At 62.7% G+C, this 15237-nt stretch carries 13 protein-coding genes; 4 read left to right on the forward strand and 9 right to left on the reverse strand.

Going from position 1 to position 15237, the window contains the following annotated elements; translation table 11 throughout:
- Positions 1-106: 106 nt before the first annotated feature.
- The 4 genes from IVA95_RS29635 to IVA95_RS29655 form a co-directional block, all read right to left on the reverse strand.
- A complete protein-coding gene (locus IVA95_RS29635; RefSeq protein WP_247513710.1) occupies positions 107-1252 on the reverse strand; it encodes a DUF305 domain-containing protein in 1146 nt (381 codons plus the stop codon).
- Positions 1252-2421 (reverse strand): zinc-dependent alcohol dehydrogenase, encoded by a 1170-nt coding sequence (locus tag IVA95_RS29640; RefSeq protein WP_247513711.1) that lies wholly within the window; start codon positions 2419-2421, stop codon positions 1252-1254. The genes IVA95_RS29635 and IVA95_RS29640 overlap by 1 nt, the downstream gene beginning before the upstream one ends.
- A 168-nt stretch (positions 2422-2589) precedes the next feature.
- On the reverse strand, positions 2590-3924 hold the full coding sequence (locus IVA95_RS39175) for a phosphoribosyltransferase (RefSeq protein ID WP_346658075.1): 1335 nt from the start codon (positions 3922-3924) through the stop codon (positions 2590-2592).
- 2 nt (positions 3925-3926) lie between these two features.
- A complete protein-coding gene (locus tag IVA95_RS29655) occupies positions 3927-5264 on the reverse strand; it encodes an erythromycin esterase family protein (protein WP_247513712.1) in 1338 nt (445 codons plus the stop codon).
- Positions 5265-5511: 247 nt separating this feature from the next.
- On the opposite strand from IVA95_RS29655, the gene IVA95_RS29660 reads away from it, so the two are divergent.
- On the forward strand, positions 5512-5976 hold the full coding sequence (locus IVA95_RS29660; protein ID WP_213249177.1) for a YbhB/YbcL family Raf kinase inhibitor-like protein: 465 nt from the start codon (positions 5512-5514) through the stop codon (positions 5974-5976).
- A 186-nt stretch (positions 5977-6162) separates the two neighbouring features.
- Here the strand turns inward: IVA95_RS29660 and IVA95_RS29665 are convergent, their stop codons facing one another.
- Positions 6163-6603 (reverse strand): CBS domain-containing protein, encoded by a 441-nt coding sequence (locus IVA95_RS29665; protein WP_247513713.1) that lies wholly within the window; start codon positions 6601-6603, stop codon positions 6163-6165.
- A gap of 217 nt (positions 6604-6820) precedes the next feature.
- Here IVA95_RS29665 and IVA95_RS29670 point away from each other — a divergent pair, with 217 nt between their 5' ends.
- Complete coding sequence (locus IVA95_RS29670; RefSeq protein ID WP_247513714.1) at positions 6821-7729, forward strand: SDR family oxidoreductase; 909 nt, start codon at positions 6821-6823, stop codon at positions 7727-7729.
- A 45-nt stretch (positions 7730-7774) separates the two neighbouring features.
- Here IVA95_RS29670 and IVA95_RS29675 read toward each other — a convergent pair whose 3' ends face one another.
- Both IVA95_RS29675 and IVA95_RS29680 read right to left on the reverse strand, forming a co-directional pair.
- The gene (locus IVA95_RS29675) at positions 7775-7963 is read right to left on the reverse strand and encodes a hypothetical protein (RefSeq protein ID WP_247513715.1); all 189 of its coding nucleotides are present in this window, start codon (positions 7961-7963) and stop codon (positions 7775-7777) included.
- 308 nt (positions 7964-8271) lie between these two features.
- Positions 8272-8745 carry an Lrp/AsnC family transcriptional regulator gene (locus IVA95_RS29680; protein WP_247513716.1) on the reverse strand — a complete coding sequence of 158 codons (474 nt, stop codon included), beginning with the start codon at positions 8743-8745 and terminating at the stop codon, positions 8272-8274.
- 142 nt (positions 8746-8887) lie between these two features.
- On the opposite strand from IVA95_RS29680, the gene ald reads away from it, so the two are divergent.
- Together ald and IVA95_RS29690 are read left to right on the forward strand one after the other, a co-directional pair.
- Positions 8888-10003, forward strand: coding sequence for an alanine dehydrogenase (gene ald, locus IVA95_RS29685; RefSeq protein WP_247513717.1), 1116 nt, complete (start codon positions 8888-8890; stop codon positions 10001-10003).
- Positions 10004-10288: 285 nt separating this feature from the next.
- Positions 10289-11725: an NAD-dependent succinate-semialdehyde dehydrogenase gene (locus tag IVA95_RS29690; protein ID WP_247513718.1), complete on the forward strand. Its 1437-nt coding sequence runs from the start codon at positions 10289-10291 to the stop codon at positions 11723-11725.
- A gap of 72 nt (positions 11726-11797) precedes the next feature.
- On the opposite strand, the gene IVA95_RS39180 is transcribed toward IVA95_RS29690, so the two are convergent.
- On the reverse strand, positions 11798-13510 hold the full coding sequence (locus tag IVA95_RS39180; RefSeq protein ID WP_247513719.1) for a bifunctional protein-serine/threonine kinase/phosphatase: 1713 nt from the start codon (positions 13508-13510) through the stop codon (positions 11798-11800).
- Between the two features lie 33 nt (positions 13511-13543).
- Positions 13544-14803 carry an MFS transporter gene (locus IVA95_RS29700; RefSeq protein WP_247513720.1) on the reverse strand — a complete coding sequence of 420 codons (1260 nt, stop codon included), beginning with the start codon at positions 14801-14803 and terminating at the stop codon, positions 13544-13546.
- Positions 14804-15237: the final 434 nt, after the last annotated feature.

Below are 15237 nucleotides of genomic sequence, written 5' to 3' on the forward strand. Positions count from 1 at the left end.
CACGCCACTAACTTTCTTCGGGCGGCGCGAGTTCCCCGGCGGCAACCGAACGGCCGACGCCGTACGCTCGGATGCGCAGGTAATCACACCCTCGTGTGAGCGTCGGCTAGTTAACATTGTCGGCAAACATGTTGCGGAGCGCCGTCGCGACCGCCGTAGTTCCTTCTATCCCTTGCATGAGCGCGATTTGGCCTTGCTGCTCATGCCGGATCGCGTGCGCCATGATGCGCAGGCGAAAGTCTGCGGGGCTGCGCCAAGCCAGATCGGCCATCTTGACGGCGCCCTTGTGATGCAGAGTCATCATTGCGGTGAATTGCGCATCGAATTGCTCCGGCGCTGCGCTCCTGACCTGCTGTATCTGCATGGGCGTCAGATAGCCTGGCATTATCGCGCGCTCATCCGCCGTGCAATCCGGCATCGGTGTCTTGAACCAGCTTTGCCACCAGCTCTCGAATATCCTGGTCTCGCCGCTCTGGCTTGCGACCATTAGGTTTGCGAGCGCGCGCAGATGCGGATCGCGGGCCCGCTCGGCGCCGAGACTGGCCAGCTCGATCCCCTGGGCGTGATGCGTGGTCATGTGGCGGATATAGGCTTGGTCCGCATCCCTGTCCCGCCCCATCCATGGCAACTCGCGGCCGATAGTGCTCAAGAACGCTATGCCCCCGAGCACGAGGATCACAGCCGCCGACGCTGCCGCCCACACTTTGACGACCCGCACATCCCTGATCGGCGCGCAGCCGGGCGCCCAGCGCAGCCATGCAAACAGCGGATACATGAGGGCTGATGCGCCGTGAACGAGGAGGCCGATCCAATAGGGCTGCTGAAGCGTGAACAGCGGCTGCCAGAATGGAATGAGCGGCACCAGCAGGAGCCATTCCGTCGCAGACGAAAAGACCGCCCAGAGCAGGGCAAGCAGCAGGATGGCGAGCGGACGAAGCTGCGCGGTCCAGCGGCCGAGTACACCGAAGAACACCATCGCCCAGGAAAAATCCGCCCATTGATGAAAGGCAATTCCCGCGAGGACCGCGCTCCACGAAGGCTCGGCACTGAGCGCCCAGTCGCGCGCCGGTATCGCGGCGACCGTCGTCCAGTCGACCCATGCATCGCGTCCGATGCGCGCAGCAAAAAGCTGGCTGACGATGGTTGAGAACGTGCTGCTGATGAGGCCAAGCTCCGCCGCAGCGATCCAGCGCGACCGAAGCTGATGCGCCGGGATCGCTGCACGTCCGTCGAGGGGGCCTCCAAGCTGCACTAGGGTTTCATCACCACTTTGATGCAGCCGTCCTTCTTATCCCGGAACGTCTTGTACAGCTCCGGTCCTTGTTCGAGCGTGGCGCGGTGGGTGATGACAAAGGAAGGATCAATCTCGCCTTTGGTGATCCGCTCGAGCAGCTTTGGCAGGTAGTGCTGCACTGGTGTCTGGGCCATACGAAAGGTGAGGCCGCGGTTGATCGCCGAGCCCATCGGGATTTTGTCCAGCAATCCGCCATAGACGCCGACGATCGAGACCACGCCGAAATTGCGGCAGCAATGGATGGCTTGGCGCAGGACGTGCGGACTGTCGGTGCCGAGATAGGTGGCGACCTTGACTCGATCGACGACCGCGTCGAAGCCGGAGCGGATGTCCGGTTCGGTGCCGACCGCATCGATGCAGGCGTCGGCACCGCGGCCTTGGGTCAGCTCCTGGATCCGATCGTAGATCTCTTCCTTCCTGAAATCGAGTGTGATGGCCCCGGATGCTTGCGCCAGCGCCAGCCGCTCCGGCACGGTATCGATCGCGATCACCCGCCCGGCGCCGAGCAGGAAGGCGCTCTTGATGGCCATCTGGCCGACGGGCCCGCAACCCCAGACCGCGACCGTCTCGCCGCCTTTGAGGTCGCAGAACTCGGCGGCCATGTAGCCGGTCGGGAAGATGTCGGAGAGAAACAGCACCTGTTCATCAGTGAGACTGTCAGGAACCTTGATTGGTCCGACGTCGGCATACGGCACGCGCATATACTCTGCCTGTCCACCGGCAAACCCGCCGAGCATGTGTGAATAGCCAAACAGTCCGGCGGGCGAATGCCCCCACAGTTTTTCTGCGGACTTCGCGTTCGGGTTGGATCGTTCGCAACCTGAGTAGAAGCCATTCTTGCAGAAGAAGCATTCCCCGCAAGCGATTGTGAATGGTACGACAACGCGTTCGCCGGCCTTCAGCGTCTTGATCTCCGGCCCCACCTCGACCACCTCGCCCATGGTTTCATGTCCGAGCACGTCGCCCTTTTCCATGCTGGGCATGATGCCGTCGTAGAGGTGAATGTCGGAGCCGCAAATCGCGCAGGCCGTCACCTTGATGACGACGTCGCGTCCATGCTCGATCTTCGGGTCGGGCACGGTATCGCAGCGGATATCGTTTTTGCCGTGCCAGGTGAGGGCGCGCATCGAGTGAGCTCCGGCATACAAATGGCCGAAGACTTAAATCGCAAAATTGCGGCCGGTTCCTATTTTTGAGCCCGCAGAATTGGAACGAGCAGGCGCCGGCGGGGGACCGATGCCGAGAAGATCGCGACGAAATTTGGCGGCCATCGCTGACCGCTGGTCACAAGCTCCTCACGCACGCGCCTGGTTTGGGCTGCTGGCCTTGGAACGATGCAACAGTTCGGTAACTTCCTTATCCGAAGTCTGGCTGAAATCCCTATAGTGCATGCCGACCGCAAAGAACGGATCGGGGCTCTTGAGACAAATGACCTCGTCTGCCTCCGCACTCAGTTCGTCAAGCGAATCGCGTGGCGCAACCGGCACCGCAAGGACGAGACGGCCCGGCTTCGCCCTTGCCAGCGCTCGCAGCACGGCTTTCACGCTTCCGCCAGTGGCGATGCCGTCGTCTACGACAATGGTCGTACGGCCAGCAATCTCTGGCGGTGGATCACCGCCGCGGTAGAGCCGCCGTCGACGTTCGATTTCGGCAAGCTGGCGGGCAGTCTCAGCTTCCAGGTAGGCCGCGCCCGGCTGGATCTCGCGAACGATGTCCTCATTGAGTACGATCTGCGGATGGGCGCCGTCGACGACCGCGCCAAGCCCGAGCTCCTCATGACCCGGCGCGCCGATCTTGCGCACGAGCGCTACGTCAAGCGGGGCGTGCAGCGCTTGCGCAATCTCGAACGCGACGGGTACGCCGCCGCGCGGCAGCGCAAGCACGACCGCGTCGCTGTCTCTGAATTTCATGAGCGCTGACGCCAGCCGGCGTCCGGCGTCTCGCCGGTCGGCGAAAACCGTATCGGCGTCGATCACCTCTTCGGGGAGGGGCGACGCCAGGAATTGGCGGAACCAGCGCGTGGCATATTGCGTCACCTGCTCGAGCGCGCCGGGTTCTTCGAACAAATGCGTCGCCTTCGGCACGATCACGAGGTCCTTCTCGCAAGAGAGCTCCGCAAAAGCCGAACTGTTGAGCGGAATCACCGGCAGGTCGGCTCCGCCGACAATCAACAGGGTCGGCGCCCTAACGGCGCGTAGCGCTTTGCCGGCCAAGTCCGGGCGACCGCCTCGCGAAACCACCGCAGCGACGTTTTGCCGGTCGGCAGCCGCGACCAGCGCGGCCGCTGCACCGGTGCTTGCGCCGAAATAACCAATCGGAAACTTCGCGAGCTCTGACCTGTTGCGGGTCCAGTCCGCGGCATCTGCAAGCCGTGATGCCAACAGCGGGATGTCGAATACGTTGCCGCGGTCCCGCTCCTCCTCCGGGCTGAGGAGATCAAGCAGCAGCGTGGCAAACCCGGCCTCACGGAGAGCCGCTGCGACCTGGTTGTTGCGTGGGCTTAGACGGCCGCTACCGCTGCCATGCGCAAAAATAACGATGCCGGCCGCATCGTGAGGCACGCCCAAAATGCCCGCAAGGTGGTGCGGACCGACCAGGACTTCGCTGAGCTGTTCCCGTGCACGTGCCATGATCAGAACCCAAAGGGATAAGTATCTGCCGCGCCCGCTGTGGCTCGTGTCGCAAGCGGTGTCACCGCCTTGGTATCTTCGAACCAGACGAACGCGTCGAACTGTTCGGGTAATACCGCCTCAAAGTAGTGGCTGAGGAGCTCCGTCTCGGGTCGATAGATGACACCAATCGCTCGCTCAAGTCTGGGACCGGTCAGCCTGTCGCGCAGCTCGCCTCGGCCGGGCGGCCGCAAATCGGTCAGTGATCGCGCCAGGCCTGTGCGGCGGAACAGGTATTCATAGCTGTCCTCGCGTGCCGGCCGAACCGACTTGATTTCCATCTCGCCGCCCCAATCGGAGGCCGCAGCCACTGTGCCGCGATCCGTGCCGAAGCCGATCAAGACAGCCTCGTCGCCATAGGCGTTGCGGACGAGCTCGCCGATATTGAATTCGCCGCCCCAACCCATCGAAGTTGCCGCGGCGTTGCCGATGTGGGAGTTGTGGGCCCAGACCACCGCCTTCGCCTGCGGCCCGCGTTCGTGCATCACATATTGCAGCGTGTCGAACATGTGACGGTCGCGCAGGTTCCACGATTCGGTCGAGCCGCGATACATGATGCGGTAATACTGCTCGGCCGCGCGCACGATCCGCGCATTCTGCGCGGCACTGAAGAAGGCCTCGCCGCCGACTTCCGGATGCGAAAGCCGGTGTGACAGAAGCTCGCGCAGTTGAGCCACCACCGCATCTTCGCAACTGTCGCGGCCGGACAGCACAGCGCGTCCGTAACCGGCAGGGTCTGCCTGCCAGGGCGTCAGGCAGGAATAGCGTTCGCGCGCCGCGCGGGCGCGCTCCGGGTCGATGCGTTCGAGATACGCGATGACAGCGGCAATGGAGCTGTTGAGGCTGTAGACGTCGAGCCCCCGGAACTCGACTCTCCGGTCCGCAGCGCACGCATCGTTGTGGAAGTGCAGATACTCGATCAATTGCTTCACTTCGATATTGCGCCACATCCAGATCGGAAAACGCTCGAACGGCCGCTCCTTGGGCGGCTCAGATGGCAGTTGCCGGACGAGGTGATCGAGCACTGCTGCGTCCGGCCAATCGGCCTCGACCGCGACAATGTTGAAGCCGTGTTGCTCGATCAACTGGCGGGTGATCGCGGCACGTGCCCGATAGAATTCTGACGTGCCATGTGTCGCTTCGCCGAGCATCACGATTTTCGCAGGGCCGAACCGGTCGAAATAGGATGTGAAACCGTCCTGCTCGGGCGCCGGGAGATGCTCGCCCGCCTCGTGCAAGAGATCGATCAGCTCGCGATTAGTCCTCTCGCGAACTTGTTCGGCTTCCGGTGAAAGGGCCATGCGCCAGGTTCCCTAGATGGTTGCTGCGCTTGTCCAGCATCGGCGTGCCCCGCACAGGCTTGCAGGGGATCATCCTGAGCGCGCGGGAAACGCCGATCAGCGTGCCTCGTTAAAGCAACTCAAGCGCCGGTCCGACGTTCCTCCCTATCGGCGGAATCGACCGGTAAGGTGTGTCGCTACATTCCGGAGGACCGAGCGAGCCCGCCGCTGCGACCCTTTCGCATTCCATGAGCACGGGAGTCTGCATATGGTGTTCAAGTTGACGAGCCCTGCATTCGACAACGACCAGCCGATTCCGGTCAAATACACTTGCGACGGCCAGAATGTGTCTCCGCCGCTTCAATGGTCGGATCCACCGCCGGGCACGAAGAGCTTCGCCCTTATCGTTGAGGACCCGGATGCGCCGTCCGGCACGTTTCGGCATTGGGGCATCTATAACATCATGGGCGAGCGGACGATGCTGCCGGAAGCCATCGGTCACGGGCCAAAGACGGAGCGTCTCGGGAAGGGCGTGAACGATTTCGGCGAACTAGGCTATGGTGGGCCTGCGCCGCCCAAGGGTCATGGTACGCATCACTATCACTTCAAGCTAGCGGCTTTGGATGTCGACGAGCTTTCGCGTTCGCCCAGCATGCCGGTAGCCGACATCTGGAAAGCAGCCGAGAAGCACGCGATCGGCCAGGCTGAACTCGTCGGCACGTACCGCAGGTAGTGGCGACGTGTTGCATGGAACGAGCGGGTGTCGTAGTGCGCCAGTGGCATGCCCGCTCCCGCTCGGCCCTCTGTTCCTTCTGTTTGCATCGATAGAAGGTCGTGCGATTACGTACCTTGCTGGCTTGAGTTGTCGGTCCACAGGCTTAGTGACGCAAACGCTCCTGCAGTCCTCCGACTAAATGCCTCAGCCGGTGACCGCGCCCGCATGTTGCCCGCCCGGCCGCGAAATCCCATGCAGCGCGGTAGCGGCGCCGTCACCCGGCTTGGAAACCGCGATATCGCCGAGCGCGATGATACCGACCAGTCGCTTGTTTCGAGCGAGCACCGGCAGCCGCCGCACCTGAATATCGGCCATGTTGCGAGTGACCTCATCGATATCCTGGTCTTCGAAGCAGTATTTGACGTCTGCTGTCATGACGTCGCGCACCGGCGCATCCGGACCTCGGCCCATCGCTATTCCGCGGGTGGCAATATCACGGTCGGATATCATTCCCACCAACCGATCATTTTCAGCCACGGGCAACAGCCCGATATTGAGCGTTGCCATCGCCTCGGCTGCGTCCCTGATGCTGTCCTGCGGCGTGCAGAGCTGCACGTTTGTGGTCATGGCATCGCAAACTCTCATCTGGGGCCTCCACTCTTGCTGATAGGCCGCCAACGAAATTTGCAAGCGGACGTTCCCCTCTGTCGACCGGAAATCTCGGTGTTGCTGACTTCTGCAGCACTCGCGAGGAAACCGAGTTCATGCGGCGCCCGTGGCGACCGTTCCACGCGCGCCGCCGATTCGCAGCGCGGCCACGGTGCCCCGCGCGGAACATCGCGGCTACGAGTGTGTTCAACGCTTGGACCAGAGCAAAGCGGAGCGGATGACGATGGCGGGACGGCTGAACGGCAAATCATCAATCGTGACAGGTGCGGCGACAGGAATCGGCGAAGCTATCGCCCACAAATTTGCGCGAGAAGGTGCGAAAGTCATTGTTGCCGGACTATCCGCCGATCCGGTGGAGGACGTCGTCCATGCCATCCGGGCACGCGGCGGCGTAGCCGAACCGTTTCTTGGCGATGTTGCGGACGAGGTGGATGCGCAAGCCTGTATCGCTCTGGCGATCGACGCATTCGGCAGCCTTGACATCCTGATCAACAATGCCGGCGTCTTTCCTGAAATTGCCGAATGCCAGGATCATTCGGTCGAGATGTTCGACTACATCGTGCGTAACAATATCCGTTCTGCATTCCTGATGACGAAATTTGCGCTGCCGCATCTGAAGCGCTCGCGGGGTGTCGTGATTTCGACGGGATCGGAGGCCGGCGAAATGGGTGAGCCGACGGCGGCGCCCTACGGCGGTTCAAAGGGCTTCCTTCACGCTTTCATGCGCGGCGTGGCCTACGAACAAGGCAAATACGGCGTGCGCGCGCTCTGTGTGTGCCCTGGTCCTATCGATACGGCCTGGACGCACAAGGAGACCGGACCGATGAACGCAGAGATGGAGAAGCAAACTCTTGCCGGTACCGTGCTCGGTCGGCGCGGCACCCCGGAAGAGATGGCCAATGTCTTTGCGTTCGCCGCGTCGGATGAGGCGAGCTTCGTAACGGGAGCGCTTCTATTTGCTGACGGCGGCACCACGATTGCGAAGGGCGGCCCGGGGGAGATGGTGCAGAGCTTTGTGAGGGAGCAACCTAAACCGACGCTCGATCTCAGGCACTCGCACGACGGTCTCAAGGGCAAGCCTGTCGAGAACCGCATGCACTAGATGAAGCTGCGAGCAGAATGCCGGTCACCATCGAGTCGCTGCTGGTCAGAGCATCGGTACCGCCCGGAGCAGGCCCTTTCTGCCCGATTGCGTCTCTTGGCCGAGGCGAGCATCCGGATGCTCGCTGACCGCATCCGTCGGCGGAAATATGCTGTCATATATCGCGCGGGCCTCTCGAATTAAGCGAGCCCGCTCCAGCTCTGGCTTCGGAACAAGTCGAATGACTTCGCCCATGTGCACCCACAGACAGCGTTATGTTATAACGTAACATACAGGGTGTTCGGTTCTTGTCAAGTCGCGCTTGCCCGGTCGGCATCTGCCCGCAACCCGCCGCTCACCGGATGACGCCGAAAAAAACGATTGATACTCGGCCGTCGTATCTACTCTACGCGTTGGTAGGGCATCTACATTCCCAGGCGGCGCGGAGTTCGTATTGCGCTCGGCATCGTGCTCGTTGTTCGCGGCAATCGTGTCGATTGACGTGCAACATGCTCGTCGATAGCGCGATGTCCGCAGTGGATATGCTGATTGCGTCGAGTTGGCTAGCGCCGCAATGCCGTCTCGGGGATGGCCCTGCGCACCACCTCGCGCATCGCAAAGCTCGAGTGGATGCGCGCAACCCCGGGCATCCGTGAAAGATGTTGCTTGTGGATGCGCTCGAAGTCCGCAATGTCGCGCGCGATGACCTGCAAGTGATAGTCGTCGCTGCCCGACATCAAGTGACAGGACACGACATCCGGACAGCGGGCGATCGCTGCTTCGAACGCGGCCAGGTAATCCTCGCTCTGTTTTTCCAGCGTGATGGTGACCACGACGGTCGTGACGAGCCCGAGCGCAGTCGGCTCGAGATCGGCGCGATAGCCCCGAATGATTCCACTTTCCTCGAGTTGACGGATACGGCGCGCGCAGGCGGTCGGCGACAGTCCGACCTTTTCGGCGAGCTCGATCTGGCTCGCCCGGGCGTCGGTCAAGAGCTCCGTCAGAATCCGATAATCAATGCGATCCAGTTCATTCACGCTACAAGTGCCTAATTTGTAGGGGTAAAATGCAGAATATATGCGTAATTCGCTTCCAGCAAGCCGCAATTCGCCGAGAAGCGTTGCCAACTCAGAAGTACTCTATACGCAATCGGACAACCTCGAATGCAGGAGCAAGCCCATGCGGATCGGTGTGCCCAAGGAAATCAAGGTCGAGGAATATCGGGTTGGCCTGACGCCGGCTTCGGTGCGGGAATATGTGACGCGCGGACACGCGGTGATTGTCGAGCAGGGCGCCGGGATCGGCATTGGCGCAAGTGATGACATCTACCGTTCGGCTGGCGCCGCAATCGTGGATACGGCCGCAGAAATCTTCGCCACCGCCGACATGGTGGTCAAGGTCAAGGAGCCGCAGCCGAGCGAATGGCGTCAGCTTCGCGAGAATCAGATCCTCTTCACCTATTTGCACCTTGCGCCCGATGCGGCACAGACCAAGGGACTTCTGGCATCCGGCTGCACTGCAATCGCTTACGAGACGGTGACGGACTCTCATGGAGGGCTTCCTCTGCTTGCGCCGATGAGCGAAGTGGCTGGACGGTTGGCGATCGAGGCGGCGGGCGCTGCCTTGCGGAAATCGGCGGACGGAATGGGCAAGCTGATCGGCGGGGTGCCCGGCGTTGCGCCGAGCAGGATCGCGGTTATCGGCGGTGGCGTGGTCGGCATGCACGCCGCGCGGATGGCCGCAGGACTCGGCGCCGATATCGTTATTCTGGACCGCTCGCTGCCGCGCCTTCGCGTTCTCGACGAGATGTTCCAGGGGCGCGTGCGCACGCGCTATGCAACGCTGGAAGCGATCGAAGAGGAAGTCATTGGGGCCGATGTCGTGATCGGAGCCGTGCTGGTGCCGGGCGCCAGCGCGCCGAAACTCGTCTCGCGCGCGCAACTTGCCCGCATGAAACGCCGTGCTGTGCTGGTCGATGTCGCGATCGACCAGGGCGGCTGCTTCGAGACGTCGCGGCCGACGACCCATCAGGCGCCGACCTATCTCGTCGACGAGATCGTGCACTATTGCGTCGCCAACATGCCGGGCGCGGTGCCGGTAACGTCGAGCCATGCGCTCAACAATGCCACGCTGCCGTTCGGCCTTGCGCTGGCTGAAAAGGGCATCCGCGCGCTGATCGAGGATCCGCATCTGCGCGCCGGACTCAACGTGCACCGCGGACAGATCACCAATCGCGCGGTCGCCGACAGCCAGAATTTGCCTGCAGCGACACCCGAAACGATTTTGGCGGCGTGACGCTGGCCGCCCCGGTGGCCTCTTCGCCGCTAGCCGGCCAGGTGGTTACCTGCTGGTTGGTGACAGTGGCGTGACGCGATAGCCGGATTCCGCGAGCCTCACCGATCAGCCGCGCTTCCGAAGCAATCCAGGCCTCGGCATGGCGCAGGCAGCGGAGGCGCTATGCGCCGGTCGCGCGGCCGCACACCATTGAACGGCTTTGCAATTCAGTCGAGCTTCCATCATATAGGCGCCTGATTTTCCGCCGCGCGCCATTTGGCGGTCAATAAGCTCAGGGAGAAATTCGTGGCATATTCAAATACCCAGCTCTTCATCAACGGCAAATGGCGTCCGAGCCAGTCGGGCAGGACCATCGCCGTACTCAATCCGGCGACCGAGGAGACGATCGGCACCGTGGCGCATGCCGACCGTGCCGACCTTGACGAGGCGCTGGAAGCCGCCGCCAAGGGTTTTAAGGTCTGGCGCGCGGTGGCGCCGTTCGACCGCTGCAAGATCATGCGCAAGGCCGCCGCGATCATGCGCGAGCGCAATGACGAGATTGCGCCGCTGTTGACGATGGAGCAGGGCAAGACGCTGGCCGAGGCCAAGATGGAGGCCATGGCTGCCGCTGACGTCATCGAGTGGTTCGCCGAAGAAGCCAAGCGCGCCTATGGCCGGGTGATTCCGGCACGCGGCCCCGGCATCTACCAGATCGCCATTAAGGAGCCGGTCGGCCCGGTCGCGGCGTTTACGCCGTGGAATTTCCCGATCAATCAGGTGGTTCGCAAGCTCTCCGCGGGGCTCGCGGCCGGCTGTTCGATCATCGTCAAGGCGCCCGAGGAAACGCCGGCGTCGCCAGCACAACTGATCAAGGCATTCGTCGATGCGGGCGTGCCTGACGGCGTCATCAACCTTGTCTACGGCGTACCGTCAGAGATTTCGGAATATCTCATTCCGCATCCGGTGATCCGCAAGATTTCCTTCACCGGATCCACCGTCGTGGGCAAACAGCTCTCGGCCTTGGCGGGCCTGCACATGAAGCGCGCCACCATGGAATTGGGCGGCCATGCGCCGGCGATCGTGTTCAAGGATGCCGACGTCTCCTCGGCGGCGAAGATTCTGGCGGCGGCGAAATACCGCAACGCCGGCCAGGTGTGCATCTCGCCGACGCGCATGCTGGTGCAGGACGATGTGTTCCGTGAGTTCGTCGACAAATTCGTCGAAGGCGCCAAGTCGATGAAGGTCGGCAATGGTCTCGATCCCGACTCGAAGATGGGGTCGCTCGCCAATCCGCGCCGCGTCACCGCCATCGAGGGCATGGTGCAGGATGCGGTCGGCAAGGGCGCCAAGCTCGAGACCGGCGGTCACCGCGTCGGCAACAAGGGCTACTTCTTCGAGCCGACGGTCGTCAGCGACGTGCCGAAGGACGCCCGCGCCATGAACGAGGAGCCGTTCGGGCCGCTGGCGCTGATCTCGCGGTTCTCCACTTTCGACGAGGTGGCCGAGGAGGCGAACCGCTTGCCGTTCGGTCTCGCGTCCTACGCCTTCACCAGCTCGACCAAGACGGCGACTGCGATCGGCGCAGCGATCGAAGCCGGCATGGTCTCGATCAACAGTTTTGGTCTGGCCCTGCCCGAAGTGCCGTTCGGCGGCGTCAAGGATTCCGGCTACGGCTCGGAGGGCGGCACCGAGGCGATGGAGGGTTATTTCAACACCAAGTTCATCACCCAGACCGGGGTGTAAACCAGACTGCGAAGCCAGTGCGGCTTGCTTCGCTCACATGATATGGCCCGACGCTTCCTTGGGAGCGTCGGGCTAATTTTTTACGATCCATGCGAGAAGCAGGACGACGAGCACGACCAAGCCCGCCGACAGGCTCTTCCAGAACACGAGCGGATCGCGCTCGTAGAGCGAGCGCCGTGATGTGACGGCTGGCTTTGCCCACATCGCGCCATTTTCGAGCTCGTGCGAGAATTCGATGACGTCGCCATAGCGCTGCGTGCGATCGACGTTGAGCGCCTTTCCAACCACCGCGTCCAGCCAAGCCGGCAGATCGGGGCGATAGCGCGAGAGATACGCGGGCTTGCCGAAGCGGGGCCGTGAGAACGGCTCGATCTCGCCGTAGGGATAGGCGGCAGTGAACATCCGGTACACGGTGACGCCGAGCGCATAGAGATCGGAAAATTCGTCGCCTGGCCGTCCGCCGAACAGCTCCGGCGCCATGTAGCTCGGTGTGCCCGGAATATCCTCGGCCGGGAAGTCCTCAAGCAACGGCACCCGCGCGACGCCGAGATCGACCAGCCGCAATCCGCCGCCCTTCAACAGGATCACGTTGTCAGGTTTGATGTCGCGATGAATGATGCCGGCCCGGTGCAGGGTCGCAACCGCGCGCGCCAGCTTGGTCGCGATGCCGATGCCTTCGGCCAGCGAAAGCTGTGGCGGGCGATTGAGGCGCTGTTCCAGCGTCTCACCTTCGTAAAGCGGCATCACCGAATAGAGACGGGTCTGCCGTTCGGCAGGCAGTTCGATGATCTCTCCGATCCACAGGCTTCGCACGCGCGCCGCGACCCATGCCTCGCGGACGAAGGCGAGGCGATAGGAGCCCTCACTGGCCACGCGCGGATGAGGAAATTTTAGCACAACGTCGCGGCCCTGCCGGTTGTCGATCGCCTTGAACAGCCGGCTGTAGCGGCCGTCCGACAGTATTTCGCCGAGGGTGAAATCGTCGACCACATCGCCCGTCTCGGGCAAGTCCAGGATCGGAAGCGTCGCGATCGAGTGGGTGAGCTCGTCGCGGTCGGCGGGCGGCAGGTCGACGACATCGAGTACCAAAGCGGTCATGTTGTCGGTGGAGCCGGCATCCAGCGCCGCGTCGACGAGCGCGCGGGCGGATTCTTCCGGCGAGGTGCGCTCGCTCAATAGTAGCTGCAGCCGGTGATCGGCGAGTACGCCATGGACGCCGTCGCTGCAGATCAGGAGCCTGTCGTGCTGCCGCAGCCCGACGGTCGCGTAATCGAAGCGGGCAAAATCCTCGAACCCGATGGCGCGGTTGAGCAGGTGAGCCAGATCGCCGCGTCCAGCGATGTGGTCGGTGGTCAGCCGCTCCAGCCGTCCCTCGCTCAGCCGATAGGCGCGGGTGTCGCCAATGTGAATGATGTGGCAAAGCCGCCGCGACAGGATGATCGACGAGAAGGCGCAGCTCATCCCGCTGAGCCGAGGATCGGTGCGGCCTTGCGTGTAGATCCAGCTATTGGCAGCTTCCAGCGAACGCGATGCCCGGCGACGCACGCCGAGCGTTTCGGGGAGGGAATAATAGGCGTCGATGAAGCAACGAACCGCAAGCTCGGCGGCTTCGCGCCCGCCCTTGTGTCCGCCGACGCCATCGGCGACGGCGGCGACGATATCGCGGTTGGCTAGACCGGACCGGCCGAGGCAGGTCCCGACATAATCTTCATTGGCGGACCGCTTGCCGGTCTCGCTGACGAAGCCGACGCGAACCCCGAGATTTCGTTGCGAACCGATCGTCACCCGCGCGACCTGTCAGGTTAGCAGCGCGCGTCGTCAGACCCGCGCTCCCGATGCGGCGCCCCACGTGGTGCGCCAGCGCACCTTGACCATGGCAAGCCCGAGGAAACCAAGCAACGCCAGCAGGCCGAAAAACAGGAAGCCTGCGCCGAACCCGCCGGTCATTCCCTTGGCCACGCCGAGGGCCTTGGCAAGGAAGAAACCGCCGATGCCGCCGGCGCAACCGACCATGCCGGTCATCAGGCCGATCTCATGCCGGAAGCGGAGCGGGATGAGCTGAAACACGGCGCCATTACCCATGCCGAGCGCGAGCACTCCGATCGAGAACAAGAGCACCGACATCCAGGCGATCCGCGGCATTTCGGTGAGCCCCCAACCCGCAGCCGCCGGCGCGGCCGGCCCCTCCGGCAGGAAGGCGATGACGAAATACGCCGCCACAACGACGCCAAAGAACATCGACAATGAGCGGATGCCGCCAATGCGGTCGGCGATCAGGCCGCCGACGGGGCGGAAGCCCGAGCCGAAAGCAACGATCAAGGAAACCAACAGACCCGCCGCGACGCCTGATACGTGATACTGCACCGTGAAATACAGCGGCAACGCGTTGGCCAGCCCGACGAAGCCGCCGAAGGTGATGAAGTAGAAGAACATGAACCAGCGGCTGTCGGGATCGCGCAGCAACGTGCCATACGCTTTCAGCGAAATCGGTTTGCGCTCTCCGGGCGCGTCCTTGGCGGCGACGACGTAGTAGGCGAGGATCAGCACCATCGGAACCAGCAGCACGCCGAACACGGCCTGCCAGCCCCAATGTTCGGCAATCGTCGGCGCGAACATCGTGTCGAGCACGACACCCATGTTGCCGGCGCCGGCGATTCCCATCACCACGCCCTGATATTGCGGCGGATACCAGCGGCTCGCCTGCGGTAGCGCTACCGCGAACGAGGCGCCGCCGATGCCGAGCGCGAGACCGAAGATCTCCACCGACAGCTTGCTCGGGAGTCCGAAATAGCAAACCCATCCCGTCGCGGCGATGACGACGAGTTGCGCGACAATTCCGGTCCGCTTGGCGCCGAACAGATCGGCGAGAAGGCCCATCGGAACCCGCAGCAACGCGCCGGCCAGGACCGGAATGGCGACGAGCGTGAACTTCTCGTCGACGGCAAGGTTCATGTCATGCACGATGTAGACGATCAACGGACCGAGCGCGACCCAAGCCATGAAGCTTATGTCGAAATAGAGAAAGGCGGCGAGCAGCGTTGGCCAGTGGCCGGCCTTCTTGAATTCAGCAAACTTCATCGAGCAGCCTCGAACAGCGGCGTGTGATACCGCGCGGGCCGCGCGGGATCTCGGCAAGAGACGGAATTTGGGAAGCGAGCCCGCTCGTCGTTGAGACGCACTCTAGGTCTCAACGTCAGCAATTCACGTGCCAGACAGACAAGCGCGCCACTTGGCGTGTATTTGCAGTACCTTGCCAGGTGCGCCCAAACTGCCGCGAATGCAGCCGCTGCTCCGTTTGTTGGCAAAACCAGCCGCTCGAACGTGCAGTGTGGTGTTTTATTATGCTGTGCGAAGTATTAACGGAAAAGCTCTCCCGAAAGCCGGCAGTCCGGTGCCGTGCTGTTTCCACGGGCACATTGCCATCAAGTCATGGCGGAGTATTCGGGTTGTGCACAATGGATAGCCCTTACAGGTGATTTTTTGGGCATCTATGCACGCGAAGGTGCAGCCAA

It is taken from the genome of Bradyrhizobium sp. 157 (assembly GCF_023073815.1).
GTDB lineage: Bacteria > Pseudomonadota > Alphaproteobacteria > Rhizobiales > Xanthobacteraceae > Bradyrhizobium.